Genomic DNA, 25,953 nt, shown 5'->3' with positions numbered 1-25,953 from the left:
CAAGGGAACAATAGGGAATGATAAAGATTAGAGAATGAGTCATCAATTGAATGGAGGAGTATGACATGTTACGAAAAACTGCTTTGATTACAGGTGCTTCCGGTGGGATCGGTCTTGATTTGGCCGTATTGGCGGCACGCGACGGGTTTGATTGTGTGTTGATTGCCCGCAACGAAAAGAAACTGACCGAGCTGAAACATGTTCTTGAAAAACGTTACCAAATCAAGGCGTACACATTCGCTGTCGATCTCTCACAAGCAGACAGCGTCTCCCGTGTGCTCAGTTTCCTCGAGGAACATGAACTGACGGTTGATTTATTGTTCAACAATGCCGGCTTTGCGACATCAGGCCGTTTCGCGGAAATCGATCCGTCAGAAGATTTAAATTCGATTCACGTCAACGTCGTCGCCTTGACGGAACTGACAAAACGTTTAGTACCGGGCATGCTTGATCGCGGATTCGGCCGTATCCTGAACGTTGCCTCTGTTGCCGCCTTCATGCCGGGACCGTATATGAGCGTCTACTATGCCACTAAAGCGTATGTCTTATCGTTGTCCGAAGCACTCGCTTCCGAGCTCGACGGTTCAGGTGTCACGGTCACCTGCCTTTGCCCGGGACCAACGGATACGAACTTCTTTGATCGTGCCCAAATCACATTACCTTTTAAAAGCATGCCGTCTCACCTCGTCGCCTTTGCCGGATACCGGGGAACGTTAAAAGGAAAACGTGTCGTCGTACCGGGAGCAAGTAACCGCGCCATGGTGACGTTCGCTAAACTGTTGCCCCGCCGTCTCCTAACGGAAGTGACTGGACGAATTCAAAATCCGGATCAGCAACAACAAGAGACACCGGTCGAAGAATTCGCTGTTTCCAACTAATCCGAACACAGAAAAGACGTCCATCCTTTCCTTTCCGGAAAGCGATGGACGTCTTGTTTCGTTTAATTTGGTTTCGGACGATGAAAATGGTCCGTCATCCATTTTTGAACGTTTTTCGGAATAGAGGTATAACGGTACACGTACCGAAGCGTGACAGCGCCCGTCACCATGACGAGGTAACCACTCGACAGGACTAACAACCAGGCGACAATCGACAGGAACAATTCTTTCTCAAAAAAGAGATGTCCGACCAGTCCGCCTTCGACGGAAGTAATCAGCATCGCTCCGGGGAAAATGGCTGCTGCCAGTAAATAAAATCCTGCATAACGCCCCCGAACCGTTCCCTTCAACAATAAGATACTTCCAAATGCCAGACCCAAACCCGCAATAAGTAACAACCCGACGAGATACGTTATGGACAGCGGCGAACTAAGCATCACGCTTCACTCCAATCGAATGGGATTACTTATCATGTACCCTCATTTCCAACAAACGAGTGCAAAATCCGCAAAAAAATCGGATACAACAACCAGATGAATACGGCATTTGAAACGCCGTGTACTAAATCAAACAGACCTCCCGTCAAGAGCAGTGTCCAAAACGCTTCTCGCGAAAAATCGGTAAAAATCAGAAAACCTAAATTGCTGATCCAGCCATAAAAAAAACCTGCCGCCAGTCCATAGATGGTTAAGACCCATCTCGTTCGCATACCCGGTAAGACACAGAGAAGACTGACGACCATGTACGCCACGATTTGGAATAACACAAAGGGACCGCTTCCTAAAAATAAACTCGTCAAGACGACAACGAGCATCCCGACGATTGTACCGGAAATCGGTCCTATACAGGCTGCAACCAAGAGAATCAGTGCAGTCGCCGGCTGGACATTCGGAATACTTGCAAAAATCAGCCTTCCGACAATCGCCGCTGCCGTGACCAGTGCGATGAACCGAAGCATCGACTCTGAAATCGGACGTTTCTCGAAACAAAGTACAATTAAACTGATGAGGAGGACTGCTGCGCCGATCAGTTCCATTCGTACAACCTGCTTTGCTCGATGAACAGCGACGCCGGACCATCAAAGGCAATCTCGCCCTGGACAAGATACACGACACGGGTCGCACAAAAAATCAGATCGGGATCGTGTGTAGCAAGAATAATCAACTTGTCCGGATGATTTAGCATGGTTTGAATAAAATCAGAGCGTTGCTGATTGGTTAAACCCGCCGTCGGTTCATCAAAATAACAGGCTTCTTCCGTCCAGGCAAGCCGTTCCATCAATTGTTGTTTTTGCTCGGAAAAAGTAGCGGCCGGCTTGTCGAGGACAGGTGCCAAGGCCGGATGTGCCGGAACATAACATTTTTCCCCGGTTCGCTTGACCTTGCCGTAAAGCGGCCGGTCAACACCGAGTAACAGACGTAACAAAGTTGATTTCCCACTTCCGTTGGCCCCAATCAAGGCTACCCGTTCTCCTAACCGAAACGACATCTGTTCGACCAGCAAAGCGTATTTTGACTGCAACGGATAGCGGTGCCGGATGCGTGACATCTCGTCGATGACCCTTCCTTTGACCGGTCCCGTTCCGCTCTGCTGTTTTAGTCGTGGCTGGTGTACCATGGAATAAGTGATGTGACAGGAAAAACGGCGCTCGATTTCCTCAAACAACAGCATCAAGCGGTTTTTACGGACTTGATCTAAAAATAAAAATGGTTCCGCCAAGAAAATCCGTTCCGGTAAACCAGACAATGTATAGCCGAGCGAAACGAGTTGCTGTTCTCCCGATGACAGTTCACTTGTCTCCCGGTCAAAAAAAGCTTCTAAGCCAAGTAATGTCGCCAGTTCACCTGCGACAAATAAACTGGTTGTCGCTAACATATCGCGGACACGCCCATGCAACAGACGGTCCGGATGAATCACTTCGGCTCCAACTGCCTGAGCCAGTTGTTCCAACCGTTCAAGTGAACTTTCTTCGTCGGTAATGATGGTAGGCATCCCGTATTCCTCCTTTTGAGAACATCACTAATCCGGGTAAAACTAACGCTGACACGACCGCAACAGGAGACCATAATGCGATGTACATGCCTGTAATCACAAGTCCGATCAACAGATCAGAACGCGTCAAGCGACGTAACGGACTTGGGACTGCTTCAACAGGTAACAGATGATACAACGCAACCCGTTCCATCTTTTCTGCCACTGGTTGTTTGGCGTGGCTCATCTTCACTTCCGGCCACGTACGGAGCAACGAGGGGATGATAGCCAGGACCATCCCCGTTAAGCGCGTCAGTCGCGGTAAAATTCGGAATAACGGACCCATTTGCTCGAGCCGGACCAAGGTAAAAGTCAGTTGACTCGATGTCACGAATAGGGCAACCGTCAGACCGGTCAGCCAAATCCCGTATGGATCAACGGACGCACCGACGAGCAGAGGGGCATACATCATTCCGATATAAATCAGAGGTAACGTCAGGTAACGCAGGACGCTCCATTGCCGAATCCATGCAAAAAACAATAATTGTCCGGTCAAAACAATCAGCATGCTGACATGTGTCTGTAAAAAGAACGGGACCGATAACATCGCCACTAAAAAAAGAGCGACATTCAGTGGATGAAGTCGCTCCCGTTCCGCCTTACTGAAAATAAGCCATTGCATCTTTTTCAAATCGCCATTCCAGACGGTCGCCGTCTTTTAGTTCGTACGCCCCTGCCCCGACTTGTGCCGGTTTGTCATTGACGCCAAATACCCAGCCACTGCTTGCTCCGGCTGATTTTTCACGGATACCGTCAACGGCCGTTACGTATGCCATTTCACCCTTACCGGTTTTGACGACCGGAAGATCCGTTTCTTCTAGCGCATCAAGCGCCGTCTCAGATGCTTTGAGACACATGTCTTTTTCATATAATGTCTTATCATTCGCATGATTGACGACCGATACTTCGACCGAACGTTCACATGCCTTAGTTTCAGCAGCTTGGTCTGTCGGTTGTTCCGCACATCCTGCAAGCAGGAAAATGCCACTCATCAATATCCATTTTTTCATCGTACGACTCCTTTGCGTCTTGAGGTCTCAAAACTGTAATTGTATAAAAGTATTTTTTTCTCCCGTAACGATTGTCCATCGGAGCGAAGATATGTCAACCGAATCGCGTTGGCTAACACATCTTCTCCGGTATTGACATACGGGATCAATTCGCCTTGATCGTTAATCAACAGGACCGTAGCATCCTGTAAGCTGAACGTTTCGTACAGACCATCCAAATCCATCTCGGCATACGGTGTCTTCGATTCATGGAGAATCTGCTTGATGGATAAAGTCTTCAACATTTGAAACGAGGTCGAGGCATCGATCAATTTTTGATAGTAGGACTCGAGCGAACGGGTCAATACTTCTTCCCGGGGACGGTACGTCAATGTACCGGTCACTTCCTGATAGGTCACTTCGTACCGGATGAAACGCTTCGGACTTTTCGCGATCAACTCAAATGTTGCATTCCGCAGGTTGCCACCCTGGTCAAACAACAATTGACTTTGTTCCAGTCGCAGCGAGTCGTCTCCGATCCGACGGTCGATGTGCGTCATCAGCGTATCAAAAGATTCGTCCGTAATCGTGACCTGACCCATTTGTTGCGTCTCTTCCCGGAGCGTAAACGTATCGAACGGTCCCAGGATGAGCTGAAGCAGGAAAAAAAGAAAACCGAATAAGGCCATATAGCGTTTGTACCGGGAATTTTTTTTCGGATGCAGAACAATTAGAAATAAGATAATTCCCAGCGGCAACTGAATATCATAGACAGGGAACGATACCGCTCCTAAACATGCATAAAAAACGAATTTCAAATAAAGATATTGTTCCTTTTCCGTCCGTTTTTCTAAAAAGAAACCAAGAATGATACTTGCTAACAGAAACAGTGACCATTGGATGAGAAAGTCCATGTTGTTTACCCCTTAATCACGACAGATTGATGATCCGTCATGAGGTATGACTCTTCAAATACTTCCCGCGCCTCCGCTTCCAACCGTTGTTCTTGATCGACATACCGTGCAGAAATATGCGTCAACAACAGTTTTTTAGCCTGTGCTTTCAAGGCAATCTCAGCAGCTTGCCTTGCTGTCGAATGACCGAAGCGTCCGGCATGGTCTTGTTCCGAGTCAGCAAATGTCGCCTCATGCACAAGGACATCTACTTCTTGTGCCAAACGGATACTCCCATCGCACGGCACCGTATCTCCTAACACCGCCAACTTGATGCCCGGCTTCGGGTCTCCAAGAAAATCAGTCGACCGGTGTTCGATCCCCTCAAATACAAACGTTTCCTGCTGTTTGATTTGCCGATAGAGTGGTCCAGAAGGAATGCCTAGTTGTTGTAACGCTTCGACGCGTAAGGCCCCCTTTTCTTCCTGACCTTCAATCCGGTAACCGTACGCCAAAAAGCGATGTTCCAACGCTTCGACGTGAATTTGAAATCCTTCCTGCTCATATGTCTGACCGGCTTCGACTTCAATGATATCGAGCGGATAACGCAGATACGTCCCGGTGACCCGTAATGTCGCCTCCAACCACTCCTTTAATCCTTTTGGTCCATAGATCGTCAACAACGTCGTACCTTCGAGTGCAGCCCGGGTACTGATAAAACCCGGTAGTCCAAAGATATGATCACCGTGCAGATGTGTGATGAAAATCGTACTGACCTTACGCGGTTTGATCGGACTGTGCAACATCTGATGTTGCGTTGCTTCACCGCAATCAAATAACCAGGTCATCTTCGGATGTAACAGTGCGATGGATGAGACATTCCGTTGTTTGGACGGCATCCCGGCACCTGTTCCTAAAAAATAAAATTCCATCTTTTTCCCCTTTTCGTAAAATTAGCAATTTTTATACACAAAATACACCTTTCTCGAGTGGAAGCATGATAAACTGTACCCATACTGATTCGAAAGGTGGTTTTTCCATGACCAAAATCGAACGGACTTATGCACGAATCGTACAAAGTGCCCAGATGTTAAACGAGAACTATCGGCAACAGTATGGGAAATCAATCCAAATTCAAGATATTGCAACAACCTTACTATGTACGGAAGAACTTGTTCTTGAGTCGATGGAATATTTCGAACGTCCACAATTAACTTAATCGTACAACGACAAAGAGTGTACCGCAACGTTGCGGTACACTCTTTTTAGTCTGTCATCATTTATTTGTGATGTAATCGACTAACGTTACGCATAATTCTGCCGTTTTAACAAGTTCTTCAATCGGCATTTTTTCATTTGTCGTATGAATATCTTCGTAACCAACAGCCAAATTGACGGTTGGAATCCCGAAACCGGCAATCACGTTTGCATCTGATCCCCCACCAGAATGCAAGAGACGTGGTGTCCGACCGAGTTGTGTAATCGCGGCTTTTGCCACTTCGACGACTTGATCGCCGTCTTCGAATTTGAAACCAGGATACATGACTTTGACTTCGACTTCCGCACGCCCTCCGAATTCAGCAGCAACGTCTTCGAACGCCGCTTTCATCTTCGCCGTTTGGGCTTCCATTTTAGGTGCAACGAGTGAGCGTGCTTCCGCAAAGATTTCGACGTAGTCACAGACGATATTGGTCGATGGACCACCACCGCTGAAGCGTCCGATATTCGCCGTTGTCTCTTCATCGATCCGGCCGAGCGGCATTTTAGCGATTGCTTTTGCTGCAATCGTGATGGCAGAGATTCCTTTTTCAGGTGCAACACCAGCATGAGCTGTTTTGCCGTAAATTTTTGCATTTACTTTCGCTTGAGTTGGTGCAGCCGTAATGATATCGCCGACTTTACCGTCTGAATCCAAAGCAAAACCGTAGTCTGCATCAATCTTCGATGGATCCAAAACCATCGCACCCACTAAACCGGACTCTTCGCCGACCGTGATGACGAATTGAATTTTCCCATGCGGTTGATTCGTTTCGTTCAAGACATGGACCAGTTCGATTAATGAAGCGAGTCCCGCTTTATCATCTGCCCCAAGAATCGTTGTTCCATCGGTTTTAACATATCCGTCTTCGATGATTGGTTTGATTCCCTGTCCTGGAAAAACCGTATCCATATGGGAAGTGAAATAAATCTTATCGACTCCGTCTTTTGTTGCCGGAAGCGTGATGATCAAGTTGTTTCCTTTATGTTCGGTTTTGGATGAAGCGTCATCTTCGAATACGTCACAGCCGAGTGTCGTAAACGTTTCTTTTAAGTGGGCACAGATTTGTGCTTCCTCTTTTGATTCCGAGTCAATCTGGACCAGTTCTAAAAAGGTATCAAGTACACGTTGCTCATTCACCATGTTGCATTCCTCCTCATTTTTTCAGTTCGACTAGCGCTTTTTTAGTATACCATCTATAGGCAGATTTGCACTTCGCAAGCGTTGTTTGTACAATGGCTATAATCAATCGTTCTATGAAAGGAGTCGTTTTATTATGGCAAAACCATCAAAACAACAACGGATCATCAAATGGACCACGATTACGATTTTAGCAATTTTCTTACTCGGTACTTTTGCGTCGACGATGTTCTACCTCTTCTGATCGACGAATCGTTGCTTCAGTTTCAAATACTGTTCCGCTTCCTGCAACATGTGCAACAGAGCGGACCGGACTTCGAACTCATCGCGTGTCTTCGGTAACGGTGACTCGCGAAATTCTTCGAGTAGACGTTTGAGTTCCATCAAAAATAGTGTCGCGTCGGCATCGGGGCGGACATTGTCTCCAATCGTCCGGAACAGGTCGGCGACTTTTTTTCCTTCTTCTACGACAAGGACTAAATCATCGACGTTGCGGACGATTCCACTTAACAATTCAAACTGTTGTTCGCGCATTCGGAAATACAGATAGTCTTCATCATCATTTCGCCGACCGATGGCATTCCCCATCCGTTTCAAGGAAGCATCCTTCCCCTCTTTCAACAGCCGTTCCGTCTCATGTAGCGTCAGCGAATGTTGGTTGATCCGCCCCGTCTCGATCGCTGCGGCCACTTCGAAGAACAAGGCGGCAATCCGTTGATCGATTTGCAGTCGCCGCTCGGCAATCGTCCGGTCGAGACTCGGCATGTACATATTAACGAGTAATCCGACCCCGACACCAATCAGCAACAAATACAATTCGTTTAAAAAGATGCTGAGGTTTAATTGGCGTGCGACATACAGATGGGTAAGGATGACGACACTTGTGATAAAACCGTCCTGTAGGCGGAGGCGTTGTGTCAGTGGAAGAAATAAAATGAAATAGAGTGCAATGGAAATCGGACGGTATCCGATGACTTCGAAGATCACAAAACCAAGTCCGATCGCGAGAACCGAAGCCATAATCCGTTCATAAGACGAACGGAATGATTTTTTTCTTGTCGCCTGAATGCTCAAAATAGCGATGATGGCTGCAAAAACATAGTAATCCAGTTGCATCGTTTCCGCAATCCACATCGCCAGTGCCGCTGCGACAGCGGTCTTTAACGTTCGATATCCGATAAACACAGACTTCCCCCCATTCTTTGTTAGGTTACCTATTCTTTACCCAGGTTGTCGATTGATTTTTTTGAAGGACGTGATTTTTTGACTAAACGTACGATTCGCCCTACTCGCCCGGTCCGTCGAACGGGCTCCTTCAAGGGGCTTGTCTTTTTTTTCTTACTCGGTTGCGGATTGTTCCTGTTGTTACGGGATAAACCTCAAACCATTCTTCCTCCGGCTTCCCCATACGTCGCGGAACTCTACCGGGACGGAAAAGTCATCCAGGAAGAAGAATTCGATTCCGTCACCGAAGCGAAAGCATTTATCAACGGACGCCGTGGCGCCATCAAACGGACGTCCGATGAACGGTATCTCTATTTGACCGGAAGCGGGATTGGAATCGTCAATTCAAATCAGACCTTAAGTATTTATTCGGACCGGGCGTTGAAAAAACGACATACGTATGTCGCGCCCGGCAGCCGACTCGCTTTACTTGCCTATACGGATTCGGTCAGTCGGGTCGAGATTGCCGGTCTGACCGGTTATGTCGCTTCGGACCGGTTGACTCTTTATCCGCTCGAACAATCCAGTAATCGGTCCTATTATGAAAAACAAGGCGCGCGTCTCTTGCATTATATCGTCGCCGATGCCGGTCTCGGTGGTTTAATTACGGCCGGTGAAGCACCGGTATCGTTAGACGACCGAACGATGCAGTATGTCGAATCCAAAACGTTGACGCAGGATTTACGGAAACCGACCGCCCTGACAGCAAAGCAACTGGATGCCTACATTAAAAAAAATGCTCCCGACAGTCCTTTGATCGGTACGGGCAAGACGTTTAAGCAAGTCGAACGTACCTATCAAATCAATGCGGCCTATTTGCTCGCCCATGCGATTCATGAATCGGATTACGGACGGTCCGACATCGCAAAAGATAAGTTTAATCTCTTTGGAGTCAATGCAACGGATATCGCTCCCGGTCAAAATGCGACGGCTTATACTTCCTTTGAAGACTCGATCCGTCAAACAGGTCGCTTCATCGCCCGTGACTACCTTGCTAAAGACGGGAAATATTACCGCGGTCCGTTTCTTGGAAACAAGGCACGCGGAATGAACGTTTTTTATGCCTCCGATCCGTACTGGAGCGAAAAAATCGCCGGAATCCTCTTGAAAATGAACGCCGTCTAAAACTGACTTATGGTACACTAATGGGCGAGACATCAATCATTTAGGAGTGAATACACATGGAAAAAGTTTTAGTATTTGGTCATAAAAATCCGGACACGGATACGATTGCATCGGCCATCGCCTATGCCGAATTAAAAAAAGAGCTCGGTGTTCATGCTGAAGCCGTTCGTCTTGGTGAAATTAACGGAGAAACACAATTTGCGCTCGATTACTTCAAAGTCGCTCGTCCCCGCCTCGTGACAGAAGTATCAAAAGAAGCACAACACGTCATTCTCGTTGACCACAATGAACGTCAACAAAGTGCCGATGATATCGATGCCGTCAAAGTGATGGAAGTCATCGATCATCACCGGATTGCCAACTTCGAGACGTCTGATCCGCTTTATTACCGGGCAGAACCGGTTGGTTGTACGACGACGATCCTAAACAAAATGTACAAAGAACACGGTGTTGCGATTAAACCGGAAATCGCCGGTCTGATGTTGTCAGCCATCGTTTCCGACTCGTTACTGTTCAAGTCGCCGACATGTACGGAGCAAGACGTCATCGCAGCACGTGAACTCGCGACGATTGCCGGCGTCGATGCCAACGTCTATGGTCTCGATATGTTAAAAGCCGGTGCTGATTTATCAATGAAAACGGTTGATGAGTTGATCGCACTTGATGCAAAAGAGTTTTCGATGGGACCATTCAAAGTCGAAATCGCACAAGCAAACACAGTTGATACGGCAGAAGTTTTGCTTCGTCAAGCAGAACTCGAAACACGGATCGAATCCTTGATTGCTGAAAAAGAATTGGACTTGTACATGTTGCTCGTCACCGATATCTTGACGAACAACTCGGTCGCGCTTGTTCTCGGACCTGAAGCATCACTGGTCGAACGGGCCTTCGGACTTGATGCAACAAATCATCTCCTCTATCTTGAAGGTGTCGTTTCACGGAAAAAACAAGTTGTTCCGGTCTTGACGAATACAGCAGCAGCAGTCGAATAATTTCCGTTTAAAAGAAGGAGTTTACTCCTTCTTTTTTGAATACTTATATTGAATGGTTATTCATTCAGTTTATAAGGGGGTTTTATACATGACAAAAACAGTACTTGTCACCGGCGGCACGAGCGGTATGGGGAAAGCGATGGCCATCGCTTTAAAAGAAGCCGGCTGGAATGTCGTCGTGACCGGACGGAATGCCGAACGGTTGCAACAAACCGATCAGGACTTACAGGCGATTGACGGAAAACACAGTGTCATTCAAATGGACGTTCGGGATCCGGACGCTTGCCTCGCTGCTGTCAATCAAACCCGGCAACAATACGGACAACTTGAAGCACTGATCAATAACGCTGCCGGCAATTTCATCTGTCCGACTGATGAACTTTCGCCAAATGGATGGAAAACAGTCATTGATATCGTCTTGAACGGGACATTCAACTGTTCGCATGCCCTCGTCAAAGGCTGGCAGGAGGACAATGTATCAGGCGGACAAATCTTGAATATCGTCGCCTCATATGCTTGGCAGGCAGGTCCAAGTGTCGCACCGAGTGCCGCTGCAAAAGCCGGCGTCCTGAACCTGACGCGGACACTTGCTGTCGAATGGGGTTACAAATACGGGGCCCGGATCAATGCCATCAGTCCCGGACCGATTGAACGGACCGGTGGAGCCGATAAACTCGCCATGTCTCCGGAACATGCGGAACGGATTCGGCGGAACGTCCCGCTCGGACGATTCGGGACACCGGAAGAAATCGCCGGTCTTGCGACTTGGATGCTGTCCGATCAGGCGAGCTACTTAAATGGGGAATGTATCGCCCTCGACGGTGGACATTGGTTAAATAAACAACCGTTTTGATGCTTTTCTCAGTCTTCCGTCTCCACGAAGGGAGACTTTTTAAATTATTTTCTGTCCGCCCCTTCTTATTTTTCCATTTAGCTATGTTTATCAATCATTTTTTTAGGAAAATAGTAATACAGATAGTTATGAGTAAGGAGGATATAGAAATGGGAATCGCTTTTATGTGGGGGGCAATCGCAGGAGGGGCTGTCGTCATCGGGGCATTAATCGGTTTGTTCATCCCTCTTAAACAACGGTTGATCGGGTATGTGATGTCGTTTGGAACGGGCATTTTAATCGGGGCGGCGACGTTTGAATTATTGGATGAAGCCTTAAACAAATCCACGACGATGGTTGTCGGTGTGTCCTTTATCGTCGGTTCACTCGTGTTCACCGGTTTTGACATGTTCGTTTCCTCCCGTGGTGCCAGTAAACGAAAACGATCGTCCGGCGGTAACGAAGGTACAGGAACGGCAATCTTCTTCGGGACGATTCTGGATGCGATTCCGGAATCGATCATGATCGGTGCCAGTTTGTTATCCGGAAATGTCAGCGCCGCTCTTGTCGCAGCGATTTTTGTCAGTAACATCCCGGAAGGTCTGTCGAGTACAACCGGCTTACAAAAAGACGGCTTCTCGAAGAAGAAAATTCTTGTCATGTGGGGAATCGTCTGGTTGATTTCCGCACTTGCCTCCCTTGCCGGTTATTCCATTTTAGCGGAATTACCGGATATGCAGTTTGCGATGATCGGTGCCTTTGCAAGCGGCGGTATCATTGCCATGCTCGCTTCGACGATGATGCCGGAAGCCCATGAAGAGGGCGGTGCGATTGTAGGTCTGTTCGCTTCACTTGGTCTGATTACAGCTGTCATCTTAAGTTAACGAACAGGGATCCGTTCCATTTGGAGCGGATCCCTGTTTCGTTCTAGTTACCGACCTTCCCATTCCTGTTTGAACCGTTCGACGAATTCCAGCATATACTGGTGACGATCTTCAGCGATGATTTTCGCCGTCTTCGTGTTCATCAACTCTTTTAAGCGGAATAATTTTTCATCGAAATGGTGTAAGGCACTCGTCTTTCCCGTCCGGTCACCCGGCTCGCGCGGAACGAGTCCCGGCACATACATCGGTTCCTTGAATTGACCGGCAAATTGAAATGTCCGGGCGATACCGATGGCGCCAATCGCATCCAATCGGTCTGCATCCTGGACAATCTTCCCTTCAATCGTCTTCATCGGCGGACGGTCACCCCTTTTAAATGACAAGCTGTTGATGATGTCGAGAATATACAGGCGGTCCTGTTCCGATACGAGTGGCCGTAGATGCTGATCGACGCTGTCACTCGTTCCGCCGAGCTTACTGTCGGCTACATCGTGCAGTAGGGCGGCGAGTTCAATAATCTGAACATCGCCTCCTTCGATTTCGGCAATCCGTAACGCCATCATCCGGACCCGTTCGATGTGGGCAAAGTCATGACCGGAAAAATCATTTGCATGGAATCTCTCGACAAATTTTTTGGTTTCTTCATACAACGTAACATCACCCTTTCAAAAAACGCCGACTCGTTTAATCGAGTCGACGCTTTTCATCATAATACTTTTTCGAGGAATTTTTTTGCCCGATCCGTTTTCGGATGGTCAAACAGTTCCACCGGACTGCCCTCTTCCATCAAAATACCCTCATCCAGGAACAGGACACGATCTGCGACTTCTTTTGCGAAGCCCATTTCGTGCGTAACGATGACCATCGTCATTCCGCTTTCGGCGAGCTGTTTCATGACATCCAGTACTTCGTTGACCATTTCCGGATCAAGGGCCGATGTCGGCTCGTCAAACAGCATGACATTTGGTTCCATCGCCAGCGCCCGGGCAATGGCGACCCGTTGTTTTTGACCGCCTGACAGCTGGTTCGGGAAGTTGTCCCGTTTTTCGGCCAAACCGACCCGATCAAGCAACACTTCCGCCCGCTTGACAGCCGCGTCTTTTGAAAGACCTAACACGTTGATTGGTGCGTAAATCAGGTTATCGAGCACAGACTTATGCGGGAAAAGATTAAACTGTTGGAAGACCATACCGATGTTTTGACGCGCTTTCGCGATATTCGCTTTTGGTTTCGTCAGTTCAAATCCATCGACATTAATCGTCCCGCTTGTAGGCTGTTCCAACAGATTGATACAACGTAAAAACGTTGATTTACCGGATCCCGACGGACCGATGACGGCAACCACTTCTCCGCGTCCGACCGTCGTCGTGATCCCTTTTAAGACTTCTAATTTTCCGAACTGCTTATACAGATCAGTCACTTGAATCATAGGTTCCATCTGATTAACCACTCTTTCTCATAGCTTTTTCGACTTGTTGACCAATCAAGGACAATCCCATGACAAGTACGAAATAGACGAACCCCGCAAACAATAACGGTTCAAAATACAAGGCTTTTTCTCCACCGACGACCTGTGCCCGGCGCATGACATCGAGTACACCAACCGTCGAAATCAAAGCGGATTCTTTTGTTAAGGTGATCAATTCATTCATGATGGCCGGTAAGATGTTTTTAAATGCTTGCGGCAAGATGATCGACCGTAACTGTTTCATGTAAGGAATCCCGAGGGCATCCGCAGCTTCCCATTGTCCCCGGTCGACCGCTTGAATTCCGGCCCGGATAATCTCCGAGATATAGGCACCGGAGTTTAGGGAAAAGGCGATGATGGCGGATTGATAGCCTGTTGTTACATACCCTGTCAACTGCGGCAATCCAAAATGAATGATCGCCAGTTGCAAGATCAATGGTGTTCCGCGGAAGACTGCCGTATAGGCATGACCTAGGAATCGAAGAAACATACTTTTTGTAATCTTCAGCGCTGCGACTACGATTCCGATCAGCATCCCGGCAATTGCTGCGACGATGACGACTTGAAACAGAACCGGAATTCCTTGCAGAATATATGGGATTGAATCTTGAATCTTTGTAAAGTCTATCATAACCAATCTCCTAACGTCGCACAAAAGGGATGAGGTTACCCCCACCCCTATGCACTACTCTTATTTTGCTTCTTTTTGGAACCATTCTTCTGCGAGTTTGTCGATGTCTCCGTTGTCGATCATCTTCTTCAACTCTTTGTTGAAGTCGTCACGCATCTTGTCTCCTTTTTTGAAGGCGACAGCAGAACCGGTTGGTCCGTCTTCCTTGATTTCGTATGTCTTCAATGACTCGTCTTGATCCATATATTTGACGGCGACGGCGTCTTCAATGATCAGCGCGTCGATCCGGCCTGTGTTCAATTCTTGAATGATTTCTGGAATCTTGTTTAACGAGACCGCTTCACTGTCTTTGTACCGGTCTTTCGCTAATGCTTCCTGGATTGATCCGAGCTGGACACCTACTTTCTTGCCTTTTAATTCATCATCTGCCGCGATCGCTTTATCCTTCGTCATGACAAGGTTTTTTGACTGGAAGTAGATATCCGTAAAATCGGCATTTTTCTTCCGCTCGTCTGTCGGCGTCATACCTGCCATGACGAAATCAACACGTCCTGCACTGAGTGCTCCGAGCAGGCTTCCGAACTCCATGTCTTCGATTTTCAACTCGTAACCGAGATTTTTTGTGACTTCTTTGGCGATTGCTACATCAAACCCGACGATGTCATCACCTTTCGCTGTATCGATATACTCGAACGGGAAGTAATCCGCTGATGTTCCCATCGTCAATACTTTATCGTTCTTCTTCGTCGTGTCGCCTTTTGATTCCTCCGAGGCCCCACATGCTGCCATCGTGACTGCGAGAATTCCTGCCATTGCCGTTGCTACTAGTTTCTTCATCAATAAATTCCCCTTCCAACGCTCAATTGTCAGAACTTTAACAATAGTATGACTTATGTTTTTTTCTAATTCAATACTAAAAAGTTCGACCTGATTTATTGCTTTTAGAATATACGAATATTTATTCATTGTAAAGCATAAAAATATGAAAATAGTGCATAAAACCTGAATTTATTCGCTTTCTTTGATCAATACTTTTTTGTTATCGCTTACATTTATTTTTGTTTTATTTCTGTTCAAACAAAAAAAGACCAACGTTTTCACGTTAGCCTCTTTTTCACTGTTACGCGTAGATTTCAATCAATGACTCTAACTTTTCGACGACTTCTTCTGCAGTAAACGATTCGATGTCAAACCGTTCGACCATCGACAGGATGTTTCCATCTTGCATCAATGCGAATGATGGCGATGATGGCGGATATCCTTCGAAGTATTCACGCGCCCGATCTGTTGCTTCCCGGTCTTGCCCTGCAAATACCGTCACGAAATGATCCGGTTTTACACCTTCCATCCGGTTGATGTAAGCGGCAGCCGGACGAGCAATCCCACCGGCACATCCGCACACCGAATTGACGAGGACAAGCGTCAAACCGTCACGCTTCATCGCTTCATCGACGCTCTCGACCGTCGTTAATTCTTCAAAACCAGCAGCTGCTGCTTCTTTACGTGCCGTTTGAACGACATCTTCAAAATACATTTGGAAATCCATTGTATTTGTTTCCCCCTTTAAATCGTTGTCTTCTTTATTGTACGAGTTTCGGTGAAATCTGTCCAAGTCTGCCGCTCAATTCACGTTCTAAATACGGTTTAGCGTGTAACAGGTCTCGGAAAGCGATATACCGGTCAATTTTTTCTTCCGTTGGCTGCTTCGGATTTTTATAAGCCCGAATCAAGATATTTTTCGGCGTGTTTTCTAAATCAATGAACTCAAGCAGTTGCGTATCGTAGCCGACCAATGTCAACAACTCTGCCCGGATGGAATCCGTTGCGAGCGAAGCAAACTTTTCTTGAATCAATCCATGTTGCAGCATGACGTCAAGCGGTGAACAGTCCAGCTGACGGTTCAACTCCTTCTGACAACACGGGACACTGAGAATGACCGATGCATTCCAGTCGACTGCCCGGGCAAGCGCGACATCCGTCGCAACGTCACAAGCATGTAGCGTCACCATTAAATCAACTTCCGTATCCTGGTCGTAATCATGGACATCACCGACACGGAACGATAAATCATCATACCCTAAATCAGCAGCGATGGCTGTACAATCCTCGATGACTTCTTTTTTGAGATCAAGACCGGTGACGTTTAAATCAAATCCCTTGACGATTTTCAAGTAATGATAGAGAGCAAACGTCAGATACGATTTACCGCATCCAAAATCCAAAATCCGTAACGTACGCCCTTGCGGCAATATTGCGATACTGTCTTCGACGAATTCAAGAAAACGATTGATTTGTTTAAACTTATCATATTTTTGACGCTTGACCTGTCCTTCTTCCGTCATTACACCAAGACGAATCAAAAACGGTACCGGCACGCCGTCTTCTAACAAATGGCTTTTCTTTCGATTGTGAGACAGTTCGGCCTTTACCGGTTCCTTGCCTGTCGTCTTCAGTGAAACTTTCATTTTCTTCGAGAGTTGGAACTGGACTTCTTCCGTCTCGAAACGGAATAAAAATTGACGAAATTCGTTAAAATAGTCGTCCATTCGCAAAATAAATTCTTCTATACTTAAATTCTCATGCTTAATGATCCGTTCATGTTGAAACTCTAACTGGATTGCATACGTATCTCTAAGTAGAATCGGTTTTAACTTGATTCGACGCAGATCGTTTGATTTTTGGCGCGGACCACTAATCGTCGCGTGTATGAGTGAAGTTGCCTGCAGTTTTTCAGTGAGCAGGTCTTTTAATTGGTCTAGTTCCACGTATCGTCCCGTCCTTTTTTTGTTTGGTCTTTCGAAACTGTAGCAAATTCACCCGCGTTCGACAAGCAAGCAAGCTTTATTTTTAGTCGTCATACTTAATTTAAAGGAGGAACACAACATGTTCAAAAAAATTCTTTCACAAATCGGCATTGGTGCCGCAACGGTCGATACACGACTCGAACAAGATCACTGTGAACCCGGTGGAACGATTCAAGGAGTCGTTCATATTAAGGGCGGTAACGTCGATCAGGAAATCGCCCGGATTTATCTCGCCTTCAATACCCAGTACAAACAAGAAGTCGGGGACAGCACGGCATTCACGACGTTCACACTGGACCGGTTTGCATTAAATGAAGCCCCGTTTACGATTGAAGCAGACGTCGAACGGGAAATACCGTTTACGCTTCAAGTCCCTTTTAATACACCACTTTCCGTCAGCCAATCGAAGTCGTGGATCGAGACGGGTCTTGATATCGCGCAGGCGGTTGACCCTTCTGACCACGATGCTGTCGTCGTCAAAGCGAATGACTACCAATCGGTCATCCTTGAAGCGATGGAAAACCTCGGATTCCGCCTCAAGAAAGCTGATACAGAGAAATTGCCGGGCCGCTTCCGGAAAGATTTGCCGATCGCGCAGGAACTTGAGTATTCTGCCCGCGGTACTCATTATGCTCACAAGCTGGACGAAATCGAAGTCATCCTGTTGCAAGACCGGTTCGGCATCGACATCGTCGTCCAAATCGACCGCCGTGCCCACAGTCTCGGTTCGCTGTTCAGTGAAATGGCAGGAACCGATGAGACGATGACGAAACTTTCATTATCGAACCAGGACTTAACGAATCCGTCACTCGTGAAACAACGTCTCGCCGATTTGATTGAACACCACAGTTGATTGATGTTTTCTATAGAACAAACACCGGATCCGCTTATCGTCGGATCCGGTGTTTGTATTTCCTTCCTTACTTGGATGATGTCATTTCCATCGTCTGTTCGTACTGCCGTTCAAACGTTTCTTCCGCCCAGCCCATCTGCCAAAACATCAATTCGTAATAACAGCTTCTGACGAAATGTTGTTTCATCCGGACGCGTTCTTGTTCACTCGCCTTCTCTGCCAACTCATTTAACCGGTCAATCTGTTCAAAGACCACCCGCTCGAACCATTCGGAACTGTATGTCGCAATCCATTGCTGATAAATCGGTGAAGCCGGTGTCGCTGCCTGTAACTGTTGTCCAATCTCATAGTAAAGCCAGTAACACGGTAAAATCGCAGCGATGGTCTCCCCAAGCGTCCCTTCACTTGCATGGTGCATATGCGAAATATACGCATATGCGGTCGGTGCTGGTTCAAACTCTGCCAGTGTCTTGTCCGAAATCCCAAGCGGTTCAAAAAACGATTGATGCAGACTGAGTTCTGCAGCATAGGTCGACGTCGCATGTTCCGCGAGTTCGGCAATCGTCGCGAAGTCCTGTGCCTTCGATGCGGCCCGCGCCTGAATTTTCGCGAAATGTTTTAAGTAATAGGCATCCTGTAGGACGTAATGGCGAAATTTTGCTTCTGGTAGTGTTCCATCCGCAATCCCTGTCACGAATGGATGGGTAAAGCTGCTGTCCCAATACCGTTTTGCCGCTTGCCGGATTTCTTCACTGAATGTCATGTTGGTTCCCCCTTTTGTAATCAAAAAACGCCACACCTGATGTCAGGCATGACGTGAAAAGACCATAAAAAGAGGATCGTCCACGCCACTTCCCTCCGTAAGTCCAAACTTAATCAGGTTCAAAGGGTCCGAACGTCTCCGTCGTCTCAGTCAGCCTACTGACTCCCCTAGTGGTCGCTATTTGATTTGTTTTGAGTTTATCATGATTTGATGTGGAATTGACCCATTCTCGTCATTTCACTCCATTTTTTTGTACAATGGAACATGACGGAAGGTGGATGACGGCTCGTCCTTGAGACCGATTCTCTTCTGCCGCCGGTCGATTAGACTAAATTTAGTACCTGATACTTAACTTATGGAGGAACTTTTATGAATAAAACCATGACATGGACCGCTTCGGCATTACTTGCTACTACCTTACTGCTACCGACGGCCGCATCTGCTGAACAAGTGGTCGACAAAACAATCGTCACCCTTGGCGAATCACTTGGGGCAAAGGATAAATCGTGGGTCTTGTCCCGTCTGAATGCACCGGAAGGCATTACTCCGATTATTGCAACATCTGCGGATGAAGAAAAATATCTCGGGAAAAACATTCCCCAATCACAACGGGGTGGCGGCATGTACTCTTCCGCTAAAATTGAGTTGGCTGAAAAAGGTGATGGATTATCTGTCGCGACCGAAAACATCACCTGGGTCACAAAAGACATGTACCTCAACGCCCTCGTCACAGCGGGTGTAACGGATGCGGACATTACGATCACGTCCCCGTACAAGGTAACCGGAACTTCGGCTTTGACCGGGATCATGAAAGCGTATGATCAAACATCTGCCGAGACCGGCATCAAACTGACGGATGAACGAAAAGACCTTGCCCAGCAAGAACTCTCTGTGACATCCGATGTCGGGAAAACGGTCGGGACGGATAAAGTCGCCGACTTGATGAATGAAATCAAAGCGGAAATCGCGAAACAACAGCCGGAAACGAAGGTCGAGATTGAAAACGTCATCGTCCAAGTCATCCAAAACAATAACATCAATTTATCCGATGCTCAGATGGACCGGTTGACCGGACTGTTTAATCAAATGGAACAAGCGGACCTGAACTGGGGTCAAATCGAGAGTGGTCTAAAAGATGCCGGACAAGATATCCAGGCCTTCGCGACCTCAGAAGAGACAAAAGGATTTTTTGCGAAGTTGTTTGATGGTCTCAGTGCATTCTTCAACTCGATTGCCGGCTTATTTAAATAAAGATTAACGTTTTCTTTTCTGTCAGGCATGGTAAAATAGATGTATTGAATCGGAAAAGGTGGTGTGGAGACATGGGTTTTGCTGCGTGTAAGCATTGGTTGATGGAACAACTGTATCTGTTGCGCGCGATTTTTCATGGAATGGCGTTCTAAGGGACTAGTCTGCCCTTTTTTAACGAACCTCATACCTGAAAAATAAAGCAAAGCGCATCTTCCACGAGTCAAGGAGAGTGCTGTTTGCGCTCTCCTTTTTTTGATGCGCCAGAGAGGACATTTCATATGATGATCTGCGACATCCAACACCTGACAAAACAATTCGGAGGCGACGATATCTTAACGGACGTCTCCCTCTTTATCGAGCACCAAGACCGCATCGGCTTGATCGGCCGAAACGGAAGCGGTAAAACGACGCTCTTACGTTTGATTGCCCGTCTTGATTCCGAAGACAGCGGAACGATTTATCAAAAAAGCGGGCTCTCCATCGGTTATTTGGCACAACTTCCCGTGTTCGACAACGTAATGACGGGGCGTGATGTCCTGTGGACTGCCTTCGCCACGCTTGTCGATTTACAACGCTCCCTGCAACAAATCGAACGGGACATGGCGACAAAAACGGATCAAATCGATCAGTTGCTCGAACGCTACACGCAAGAGACCGAAGCTTTTGAGCGCCAAGGCGGGTATTTGCTGGATTCCAAAATCGACCGGATGATTAACGGCTTGCAGTTGCATGCCCTTTTGGACCGTCCGTTTGAGCAGCTCAGCGGCGGCGAACAGACCAAAATCTGCCTCGGAAGGATGTTGTTGACCGAGCCGGAGTTGTTGATCCTCGACGAACCGACGAACCATCTGGATTTAGACGCCGTCGAGTGGCTGGAATCCTTTTTAGCCGATTATGCCGGGGCTGTCCTGATCGTCTCCCACGATCGTGTGTTTCTTGATGCGGTCGTGACGCGCATCGCTGAACTGGAGGAGGGGCAGATTCAGCTGTACCAGGGAAATTACACGTTTTACGTGAAGGAAAAGGAACGCCTTCTACTTGAGCAATTCCATGCTTACCAGGAACAACAGAAGAAGATCAAGCAGATGAAGGAAGCGATCCGCCGTCTGCGGCAATGGGCAAACGAAGCGTCACCACCAAGCGAAAAACTATTCCGAAAAGCAAAATCGATGGAACGGGCACTCGCACGGATCGAACGGATCAAACGCCCAAGGCTTGACGCCGAGACCCCCGATCTTGCGTTTGCAGCACATGGAAAAACGAGCCGGATGGTTTACCGCGTCGAGGATGTCAGTATTGCCTTCTCTAAACAACCGTTGTTTCATTCATTAAACTTTGAGATTTCGGCAAAAGATCGAATCGCCATCGTCGGCGCAAACGGAAGCGGAAAATCCACACTATTGCATCTCCTGTTAGGCCATCTCGAACCGACAAGCGGTCTGATTACGCGTGGACCGTCAGTGAAAATCGGCTACCTGTCGCAACGAGTTGACTTCCCGCCCGGTGAACGTTTGATTGACGTTTTTCGCACGACCGTTGATCTCGATGAAGGAACGGCGCGGCAGCGTCTCGCCCAGTTCTTGTTTTTTGGCCCCCGGGTCTTCTTACCGGTCGAGGCGTTAAGTGGTGGCGAACGCATGCGGCTGATGCTCGCGGTTCTGGTCCACTCCGATTTGAACGTACTGATTTTGGATGAGCCGACCAATCATCTCGACATCGAATCACGTGATGCGCTTGAAGAGGCACTCGAATCGTTTGACGGAACGTTGATCGCCGTTTCGCACGACCGCTATTTCTTGAACCGGCTGTTTACGAAGACCCTTTGGCTTGATCAGACGATGGAGCTGTTTCCCGGTCCGTATGTCTATGCGTCAACCAAACGGCAAACACAGCCGCCTGACGCCAAAATACCGAAGAACGTCGTCTCTGCTAAAAAACGACCATCTCCTTCTATTCCAGTACAGACAACACGTCAAGTAGAAGAGACGATCGAACGATTGGAACAGGAACTGAAGATGCTTGATCGGCAACTTTCTGAAACGACGGATTATGAAGAGACGGTGAAACTTTTTTCTATCCGTGAAGAACTTGTCCAACAGCTCGATGCGCAATACGAACAATTTTTAGCTTCGGAATGAGTCATTCCTCCTAAATTATGTGATTTTATGACCTGTCGATTTAGTCGACAGGTCTCTTTTATTTTTCAAAAACAGTTCAAATTCTCTACTTTCTAAATAGTTAACCGTGTTAATTTATGAAAAAAAGTTTTAAAATTCACCTTGCATATTATCTGAAAATTCGTATAATTTAGCGAATAGCCATTTTACTACAACACATTAGGAGGAATTTTTCAGATGGATGCCTTTCAGCAAGCAGTACAATCAGGAGTCGATTTTGCCAACAACTTATTATGGTCTTATGTTTTAATCGCGGCACTGATCGGAGTCGGCATCTACTTTACGATTCGGACAAAATTCATTCAGTTCCGGTACTTAAAAGAAATGTTCCGTGTCACACTCGATAAAAACGAGAAAACAACGGACGATGAAGGACAAAGCATTACCTCTTTACAGTCCTTCTTCATCGGTGCCGCTACACGAATCGGAACTGGTAACCTCGCCGGTGTTACGATTGCCATTACGCTCGGCGGACCCGGTGCCGTCTTCTGGATGTGGATGGTTGCATTACTCGGAGGCGCAACTGCTTTAATTGAAAGTACGCTTGCTCAAGTCTATAAAGTCCGCGACAGTAAAACGAATGCCTACCGCGGCGGTCCCGCCTACTACATCGAAAAGGGTTTAAAAAACCGTGCGCTCGGTGTTGTCTTCGCCATCTTAATCGCCGTCACGTTCGGCTTAATCTTCAATTCCGTTCAATCGAACACGATTGCGGCCGCATTTGATAATGCCTTTGGTATCAATAAAGCTGTCGTCGGCGGTGTACTCGTTGTCTTGACAGGACTGGTCATCTTCGGTGGTGTTCACCGGGTGGCGAAGTTCTCAGCCATCGTCGTCCCTGTCATGGCCGGTCTTTACCTGATTGCTGCTCTGTTCGTCGTCGTTACGAACCTGACGGAACTTCCCGGCGTCTTCGCCATGATCTTCAAGAGCGCTTTCGGCATCGAGCAAGCTTTCGGCGGATCGGTCGGAGCTGCGATTTCGCTTGGTGTCAAACGGGGTCTGTTCTCAAACGAAGCCGGTATGCGCAGCAGCAGCTGCGGAAGTCTCCCATCCTGCGAAACAAGGTTTCCTGCAAACACTTGGTGTTTTCCTTGATACGTTGATAGTCTGTACGGCAACAGCTGCCATCGTTCTTCTCAGTGACAGTTATGCGACAGGTAACGGGGAAGGAATCGCGATGTTACAGAACGCATTAGGTGAACAACTGGGTGCCGTCGCTCCTGCCTTCATCGCAATCTGTGTCTTCTTGTTCGCTTTCAGTTCAATCGTCGGCAGTTACTACTACGGTGAAACGAATATCGAATTCATTAAAAACAGTCCGGCTGCTGTCTTCGGATTCCGGATTGCGACAATGGCCTTTGTTTTCATCGGTTCTGTCCTCAGTCTGGGAATGGTTTGGAGCTTCGCTGACCTCTTCATGGCAGGTATGACGTTGATCAACTTGACGGCCATCTCACTCTTAGGCGGTATCGCCCTAAAAGTCATCAACGATTACCAGGAACAACGGAAAAAAGGACTCGATCCTGTCTTCTCGGCGAAAGCACTCGGTATCGAAAATACAGAGTGTTGGGACGAAGAAGAAACCGTTCGTCCGGCAGCAGGAGAAGCATCCCCTCCTCCAATCGTCCGCCGCTAATTTCATCGTTGCCTTGGACATGACGAATCTTCGTGATGTCCAAGGTTTTTTTCTGCCCAGGATTATGTTTATGGAATCTTGGGAAAATAGGAACAGGTAGAATCAAAGGAGGAATCATTTGTGTCAAAAGTCATGCTCATCATCAATCCGTCATCCGGTAAAGAACTTGGAAAGAAACACGCTGAATTTGCGGAAGGAACATTGGCGCAACGGTTTACGGAAGTCGATGTCCGTTTTACGGAAAAAGAACGCGATGCAACCGAATTTGCCAAACAAGCTGCAGTCGGGCATTATGATGCCGTCGTCGCTATGGGTGGGGATGGAACGGTTAATGAAGTCATCACCGGCATCGCGGAACAAGAACATCGACCGACGCTTGGCATCGTGCCGCTCGGAACGGTCAATGACTTAGCGCGTGCATTAAACATTCCGACAGATCCGCAGGAAGCTATCAGCGTTTTAGAGGATGCCCCTTCCCGCCCCCTCGACATCGGTAAGTATGATGATCATTATTTCATGAACGTCATCGCTGTCGGTTTGATTGCAGAAGCGGTCGAAGAAGTAAGTGTCGAACAAAAAACATCACTTGGTTCCGTCGCCTACTTTATTGAAGGACTAAAAGCCTTTAAAGACCACAGTCCCTACCCGATCCAACTGACGGCGAAAGAAAAATCGTTTGATGGTGAAACGCCTCTCCTGATCATTTCCTTGACCAATTCCGTCGGCGGTTTCGAATCGTTTGCGAAAGAAGCCCGTGTCGACGATGGCCTGTTACATGTCTTCATCGTCAAACAGCTCGGTTTCTTTGATGCCTTACAGGCCTTACCGAAACTTTTGACCGGAAAAATTTCTGACGCTGATCAAGTAGAATATTTTACGACAAAAGAAGTTCATATCGATTCAAAGGAACGTCTCCCAATTAATGCCGACGGCGACACAGCGGGCCATCTTCCCGTTACGGTTCAGGTCTTAAGCAAGCATTTAACTGTTTTCGCACCCGTTTCCAACTAATTCTTTTTACCTATACCCCGTGATGATGTGTCTCTCGAATCGTCACGGGTTTTTAAATTTTTTCATAAAAAGAGCTATATATTCTATTTTAGTAAAAACAAATTCAGATAATAAATGAAAAATATTCCATTACAATATATGTTATACAACTATAATCTTGCAATGAAACTGAAATATTTTTGTGTTATTTGCGATGCTATAATCATTCTATCAAGAAAATATTTATACATATTAAATACATATGCTTTGCATCTTACAACTTTGAAAGGGTCTTGTTCCCTTACATAATCGTCCGTCGTCTTTCACACTTTAGGAGGAACTTCTACATGAAACGCATGATTACAACTATGACAATGACAGCACTGATGGTTTCTGGTTTCGCTACAACGGGTATAGAAAAAGTTGAAGCAGCAACAACGTACAAAGTAAAAGTAACCGCAGACGGGTTGCGGGTTCGAACGGGTCCTTCGACTGCTTACAAAGTCGTCGGTAGTGTCAATTCTGGTCAAACTTTCAATTATTTAGGCGTGTCTGGATCTTGGACAAAAATTTCTTACGGCGGCACATCCCGTTACATCTCTTCTACATATGCTAAAAAATACAGTGTTACGACATCTACAAAAGCGTCTAGCGGATTTTCACGACCAGCCAGCGGACGGATTGCCCAAGGGTATGGTGCCGCTAGCGGTACTTACGGTTACACGTTCCATAACGGGATTGATATCGCTGCCCCAACGGGTACACCAGTTTATGCTTCTGCTGCCGGTACAGTCATCACTTCCCGGTATTACGGCGCTTACGGTAACCACATCATGATGAAGCATACCGTCAATGGAATTTCCTATACGACGGTATATGCACACTTAAGTAGTCGAGCTGTTTCTGTTGGACAAACTGTTGCCAAGGGTTCACGCATCGGTAATATCGGCAACACCGGCAACTCATTCGGCTCACACCTTCATTTCGAAATGCACCGTGGAAACTATGTTTACAGCGCTTCTTCTGCAGCAAACAGCGTCAACCCGCTGAACTATTTTAATTAAGACCTGATCTCCTCTCACGCGAATGTTTGTCTTCGCGTGAGTTTTTTTGTCGTTCGTTCGAGATGAA

27 protein-coding genes, 1 pseudogene and 1 riboswitch are annotated in these 25,953 nt (G+C 47.2%); of the genes and pseudogenes, 12 read left to right on the top strand and 16 right to left on the bottom strand.

Going from position 1 to position 25,953, the window contains the following annotated elements:
• Positions 1-65: 65 nt before the first annotated feature.
• Positions 66-878: an SDR family NAD(P)-dependent oxidoreductase gene (locus tag AC3IRK_RS05105; RefSeq protein ID WP_114596296.1), complete on the top strand. Its 813-nt coding sequence runs from the start codon at positions 66-68 to the stop codon at positions 876-878.
• Positions 879-940: 62 nt separating this feature from the next.
• Here the strand turns inward: AC3IRK_RS05105 and AC3IRK_RS05100 are convergent, their stop codons facing one another.
• Genes AC3IRK_RS05100 through rnz form a run of 7 tightly spaced genes read right to left on the bottom strand, consistent with a single transcriptional unit; the run spans position 941 to position 5,723 of the window.
• Positions 941-1,315, bottom strand: a complete 375-nt coding sequence (locus AC3IRK_RS05100; protein WP_131973156.1) for a hypothetical protein — start codon at positions 1,313-1,315, stop codon at positions 941-943.
• A gap of 32 nt (positions 1,316-1,347) precedes the next feature.
• On the bottom strand, positions 1,348-1,914 hold the full coding sequence (locus tag AC3IRK_RS05095) for an ECF transporter S component (protein ID WP_131503084.1): 567 nt from the start codon (positions 1,912-1,914) through the stop codon (positions 1,348-1,350).
• Positions 1,905-2,870, bottom strand: coding sequence for an ATP-binding cassette domain-containing protein (locus AC3IRK_RS05090; RefSeq protein WP_131973157.1), 966 nt, complete (start codon positions 2,868-2,870; stop codon positions 1,905-1,907). Before AC3IRK_RS05090 ends, AC3IRK_RS05095 begins: the two co-directional genes overlap by 10 nt.
• Positions 2,833-3,531 (bottom strand): hypothetical protein, encoded by a 699-nt coding sequence (locus tag AC3IRK_RS05085; RefSeq protein ID WP_489170469.1) that lies wholly within the window; start codon positions 3,529-3,531, stop codon positions 2,833-2,835. Before AC3IRK_RS05085 ends, AC3IRK_RS05090 begins: the two co-directional genes overlap by 38 nt.
• A complete protein-coding gene (locus AC3IRK_RS05080) occupies positions 3,509-3,919 on the bottom strand; it encodes a DUF4430 domain-containing protein (protein ID WP_489170468.1) in 411 nt (136 codons plus the stop codon). Before AC3IRK_RS05080 ends, AC3IRK_RS05085 begins: the two co-directional genes overlap by 23 nt.
• Positions 3,916-4,812, bottom strand: a complete 897-nt coding sequence (locus tag AC3IRK_RS05075) for a hypothetical protein (protein WP_131503088.1) — start codon at positions 4,810-4,812, stop codon at positions 3,916-3,918. The genes AC3IRK_RS05080 and AC3IRK_RS05075 overlap by 4 nt, the downstream gene beginning before the upstream one ends.
• Before the next feature lie 5 nt (positions 4,813-4,817).
• Positions 4,818-5,723: a ribonuclease Z gene (gene rnz / locus AC3IRK_RS05070; protein ID WP_188005268.1), complete on the bottom strand. Its 906-nt coding sequence runs from the start codon at positions 5,721-5,723 to the stop codon at positions 4,818-4,820.
• Positions 5,724-5,830: 107 nt separating this feature from the next.
• Between rnz and AC3IRK_RS05065 the strand changes: the two genes are divergently transcribed.
• Complete coding sequence (locus tag AC3IRK_RS05065) at positions 5,831-6,010, top strand: hypothetical protein (protein WP_131503090.1); 180 nt, start codon at positions 5,831-5,833, stop codon at positions 6,008-6,010.
• A 57-nt stretch (positions 6,011-6,067) separates the two neighbouring features.
• Here AC3IRK_RS05065 and AC3IRK_RS05060 read toward each other — a convergent pair whose 3' ends face one another.
• Both AC3IRK_RS05060 and AC3IRK_RS05055 read right to left on the bottom strand, forming a co-directional pair.
• The gene (locus tag AC3IRK_RS05060) at positions 6,068-7,192 is read right to left on the bottom strand and encodes a M20/M25/M40 family metallo-hydrolase (protein WP_131503091.1); all 1,125 of its coding nucleotides are present in this window, start codon (positions 7,190-7,192) and stop codon (positions 6,068-6,070) included.
• A gap of 228 nt (positions 7,193-7,420) precedes the next feature.
• Positions 7,421-8,374 carry an aromatic acid exporter family protein gene (locus tag AC3IRK_RS05055; protein WP_131503092.1) on the bottom strand — a complete coding sequence of 318 codons (954 nt, stop codon included), beginning with the start codon at positions 8,372-8,374 and terminating at the stop codon, positions 7,421-7,423.
• Between the two features lie 78 nt (positions 8,375-8,452).
• On the opposite strand from AC3IRK_RS05055, the gene AC3IRK_RS05050 reads away from it, so the two are divergent.
• The 4 genes from AC3IRK_RS05050 (at position 8,453) to AC3IRK_RS05035 (ending at position 12,246) form a co-directional block, all read left to right on the top strand.
• A complete protein-coding gene (locus AC3IRK_RS05050; protein WP_489170467.1) occupies positions 8,453-9,538 on the top strand; it encodes an N-acetylglucosaminidase in 1,086 nt (361 codons plus the stop codon).
• Between the two features lie 56 nt (positions 9,539-9,594).
• Positions 9,595-10,530 carry a manganese-dependent inorganic pyrophosphatase gene (locus AC3IRK_RS05045; protein ID WP_131503094.1) on the top strand — a complete coding sequence of 312 codons (936 nt, stop codon included), beginning with the start codon at positions 9,595-9,597 and terminating at the stop codon, positions 10,528-10,530.
• 88 nt (positions 10,531-10,618) lie between these two features.
• Positions 10,619-11,383, top strand: a complete 765-nt coding sequence (gene fadH / locus AC3IRK_RS05040) for a 2,4-dienoyl-CoA reductase (RefSeq protein WP_214853966.1) — start codon at positions 10,619-10,621, stop codon at positions 11,381-11,383.
• A 149-nt stretch (positions 11,384-11,532) separates the two neighbouring features.
• Entirely contained in the window at positions 11,533-12,246 is a 714-nt protein-coding gene (locus tag AC3IRK_RS05035) for a ZIP family metal transporter (RefSeq protein WP_131503096.1), read from the top strand.
• Positions 12,247-12,293: 47 nt separating this feature from the next.
• On the opposite strand, the gene AC3IRK_RS05030 is transcribed toward AC3IRK_RS05035, so the two are convergent.
• From AC3IRK_RS05030 to AC3IRK_RS05005, 6 genes are all read right to left on the bottom strand, one after another.
• A complete protein-coding gene (locus tag AC3IRK_RS05030; protein ID WP_131503097.1) occupies positions 12,294-12,896 on the bottom strand; it encodes an HD domain-containing protein in 603 nt (200 codons plus the stop codon).
• 56 nt (positions 12,897-12,952) lie between these two features.
• Positions 12,953-13,675 carry an amino acid ABC transporter ATP-binding protein gene (locus AC3IRK_RS05025; protein ID WP_131503185.1) on the bottom strand — a complete coding sequence of 241 codons (723 nt, stop codon included), beginning with the start codon at positions 13,673-13,675 and terminating at the stop codon, positions 12,953-12,955.
• Between the two features lie 13 nt (positions 13,676-13,688).
• Entirely contained in the window at positions 13,689-14,345 is a 657-nt protein-coding gene (locus AC3IRK_RS05020) for an amino acid ABC transporter permease (protein ID WP_131503098.1), read from the bottom strand.
• A gap of 60 nt (positions 14,346-14,405) precedes the next feature.
• Complete coding sequence (locus tag AC3IRK_RS05015; protein ID WP_131503099.1) at positions 14,406-15,182, bottom strand: transporter substrate-binding domain-containing protein; 777 nt, start codon at positions 15,180-15,182, stop codon at positions 14,406-14,408.
• 283 nt (positions 15,183-15,465) lie between these two features.
• Positions 15,466-15,891, bottom strand: a complete 426-nt coding sequence (locus AC3IRK_RS05010; protein WP_026828877.1) for a BrxA/BrxB family bacilliredoxin — start codon at positions 15,889-15,891, stop codon at positions 15,466-15,468.
• Between the two features lie 34 nt (positions 15,892-15,925).
• Positions 15,926-17,110: a class I SAM-dependent methyltransferase gene (locus AC3IRK_RS05005; protein WP_131973162.1), complete on the bottom strand. Its 1,185-nt coding sequence runs from the start codon at positions 17,108-17,110 to the stop codon at positions 15,926-15,928.
• 118 nt (positions 17,111-17,228) lie between these two features.
• On the opposite strand from AC3IRK_RS05005, the gene AC3IRK_RS05000 reads away from it, so the two are divergent.
• Positions 17,229-18,002 (top strand): sporulation protein, encoded by a 774-nt coding sequence (locus AC3IRK_RS05000; protein ID WP_131973163.1) that lies wholly within the window; start codon positions 17,229-17,231, stop codon positions 18,000-18,002.
• Positions 18,003-18,069: 67 nt separating this feature from the next.
• On the opposite strand, the gene tenA is transcribed toward AC3IRK_RS05000, so the two are convergent.
• Entirely contained in the window at positions 18,070-18,765 is a 696-nt protein-coding gene (gene tenA, locus AC3IRK_RS04995) for a thiaminase II (RefSeq protein WP_131973164.1), read from the bottom strand.
• Positions 18,766-18,838: 73 nt separating this feature from the next.
• Positions 18,839-18,944, bottom strand: a riboswitch (TPP riboswitch).
• Positions 18,945-19,134: 190 nt separating this feature from the next.
• Between tenA and AC3IRK_RS04990 the strand changes: the two genes are divergently transcribed.
• The 5 genes and pseudogenes from AC3IRK_RS04990 to AC3IRK_RS04970 all read left to right on the top strand — a co-directional run bounded on the left by AC3IRK_RS04990 (position 19,135) and on the right by AC3IRK_RS04970 (position 25,886).
• Positions 19,135-20,016: a DUF1002 domain-containing protein gene (locus tag AC3IRK_RS04990; RefSeq protein ID WP_489170466.1), complete on the top strand. Its 882-nt coding sequence runs from the start codon at positions 19,135-19,137 to the stop codon at positions 20,014-20,016.
• Between the two features lie 278 nt (positions 20,017-20,294).
• Entirely contained in the window at positions 20,295-22,154 is a 1,860-nt protein-coding gene (abc-f, locus tag AC3IRK_RS04985) for a ribosomal protection-like ABC-F family protein (RefSeq protein WP_489170465.1), read from the top strand.
• A 216-nt stretch (positions 22,155-22,370) separates the two neighbouring features.
• Positions 22,371-23,832: pseudogene (locus tag AC3IRK_RS04980) on the top strand (alanine/glycine:cation symporter family protein).
• Between the two features lie 120 nt (positions 23,833-23,952).
• Positions 23,953-24,843: a diacylglycerol/lipid kinase family protein gene (locus AC3IRK_RS04975; RefSeq protein ID WP_489170464.1), complete on the top strand. Its 891-nt coding sequence runs from the start codon at positions 23,953-23,955 to the stop codon at positions 24,841-24,843.
• A gap of 326 nt (positions 24,844-25,169) precedes the next feature.
• Positions 25,170-25,886, top strand: coding sequence for a peptidoglycan DD-metalloendopeptidase family protein (locus tag AC3IRK_RS04970; RefSeq protein WP_131503109.1), 717 nt, complete (start codon positions 25,170-25,172; stop codon positions 25,884-25,886).
• The last annotated feature ends 67 nt before the right edge of the window (positions 25,887-25,953 follow it).

It is taken from the genome of Exiguobacterium sp. GL_137 (genome assembly GCF_057834585.1).
Note: the sequence above shows the minus strand (reverse complement) of the source record. Positions and strands in the feature narration are given on the sequence as shown.

Excerpts from the sequence above, each read along its gene's own strand:
- AC3IRK_RS05065 (WP_131503090.1), top strand. The coding sequence starts at position 5,831 with ATGACCAAAATCGAACGGACTTATGCACGAATCGTACAAAGTGCCCAG.
- AC3IRK_RS05000 (WP_131973163.1), top strand. The coding sequence starts at position 17,229 with ATGTTCAAAAAAATTCTTTCACAAATCGGCATTGGTGCCGCAACGGTC.
- fadH (WP_214853966.1), top strand. The coding sequence starts at position 10,619 with ATGACAAAAACAGTACTTGTCACCGGCGGCACGAGCGGTATGGGGAAA.
- AC3IRK_RS05025 (WP_131503185.1), bottom strand. The coding sequence starts at position 13,675 with ATGATTCAAGTGACTGATCTGTATAAGCAGTTCGGAAAATTAGAAGTC.
- AC3IRK_RS05010 (WP_026828877.1), bottom strand. The coding sequence starts at position 15,891 with ATGGATTTCCAAATGTATTTTGAAGATGTCGTTCAAACGGCACGTAAA.
- AC3IRK_RS05045 (WP_131503094.1), top strand. The coding sequence starts at position 9,595 with ATGGAAAAAGTTTTAGTATTTGGTCATAAAAATCCGGACACGGATACG.
- AC3IRK_RS05060 (WP_131503091.1), bottom strand. The coding sequence starts at position 7,192 with ATGGTGAATGAGCAACGTGTACTTGATACCTTTTTAGAACTGGTCCAG.
- AC3IRK_RS04990 (WP_489170466.1), top strand. The coding sequence starts at position 19,135 with ATGAATAAAACCATGACATGGACCGCTTCGGCATTACTTGCTACTACC.
- AC3IRK_RS05105 (WP_114596296.1), top strand. The coding sequence starts at position 66 with ATGTTACGAAAAACTGCTTTGATTACAGGTGCTTCCGGTGGGATCGGT.
- AC3IRK_RS05035 (WP_131503096.1), top strand. The coding sequence starts at position 11,533 with ATGGGAATCGCTTTTATGTGGGGGGCAATCGCAGGAGGGGCTGTCGTC.
- tenA (WP_131973164.1), bottom strand. The coding sequence starts at position 18,765 with ATGACATTCAGTGAAGAAATCCGGCAAGCGGCAAAACGGTATTGGGAC.
- AC3IRK_RS05090 (WP_131973157.1), bottom strand. The coding sequence starts at position 2,870 with ATGCCTACCATCATTACCGACGAAGAAAGTTCACTTGAACGGTTGGAA.
- AC3IRK_RS05100 (WP_131973156.1), bottom strand. The coding sequence starts at position 1,315 with ATGCTTAGTTCGCCGCTGTCCATAACGTATCTCGTCGGGTTGTTACTT.
- AC3IRK_RS05075 (WP_131503088.1), bottom strand. The coding sequence starts at position 4,812 with ATGGACTTTCTCATCCAATGGTCACTGTTTCTGTTAGCAAGTATCATT.
- AC3IRK_RS04970 (WP_131503109.1), top strand. The coding sequence starts at position 25,170 with ATGAAACGCATGATTACAACTATGACAATGACAGCACTGATGGTTTCT.
- abc-f (WP_489170465.1), top strand. The coding sequence starts at position 20,295 with ATGATGATCTGCGACATCCAACACCTGACAAAACAATTCGGAGGCGAC.
- AC3IRK_RS05015 (WP_131503099.1), bottom strand. The coding sequence starts at position 15,182 with ATGAAGAAACTAGTAGCAACGGCAATGGCAGGAATTCTCGCAGTCACG.
- rnz (WP_188005268.1), bottom strand. The coding sequence starts at position 5,723 with ATGGAATTTTATTTTTTAGGAACAGGTGCCGGGATGCCGTCCAAACAA.
- AC3IRK_RS05085 (WP_489170469.1), bottom strand. The coding sequence starts at position 3,531 with ATGCAATGGCTTATTTTCAGTAAGGCGGAACGGGAGCGACTTCATCCA.
- AC3IRK_RS05080 (WP_489170468.1), bottom strand. The coding sequence starts at position 3,919 with ATGAAAAAATGGATATTGATGAGTGGCATTTTCCTGCTTGCAGGATGT.
- AC3IRK_RS05020 (WP_131503098.1), bottom strand. The coding sequence starts at position 14,345 with ATGATAGACTTTACAAAGATTCAAGATTCAATCCCATATATTCTGCAA.
- AC3IRK_RS05095 (WP_131503084.1), bottom strand. The coding sequence starts at position 1,914 with ATGGAACTGATCGGCGCAGCAGTCCTCCTCATCAGTTTAATTGTACTT.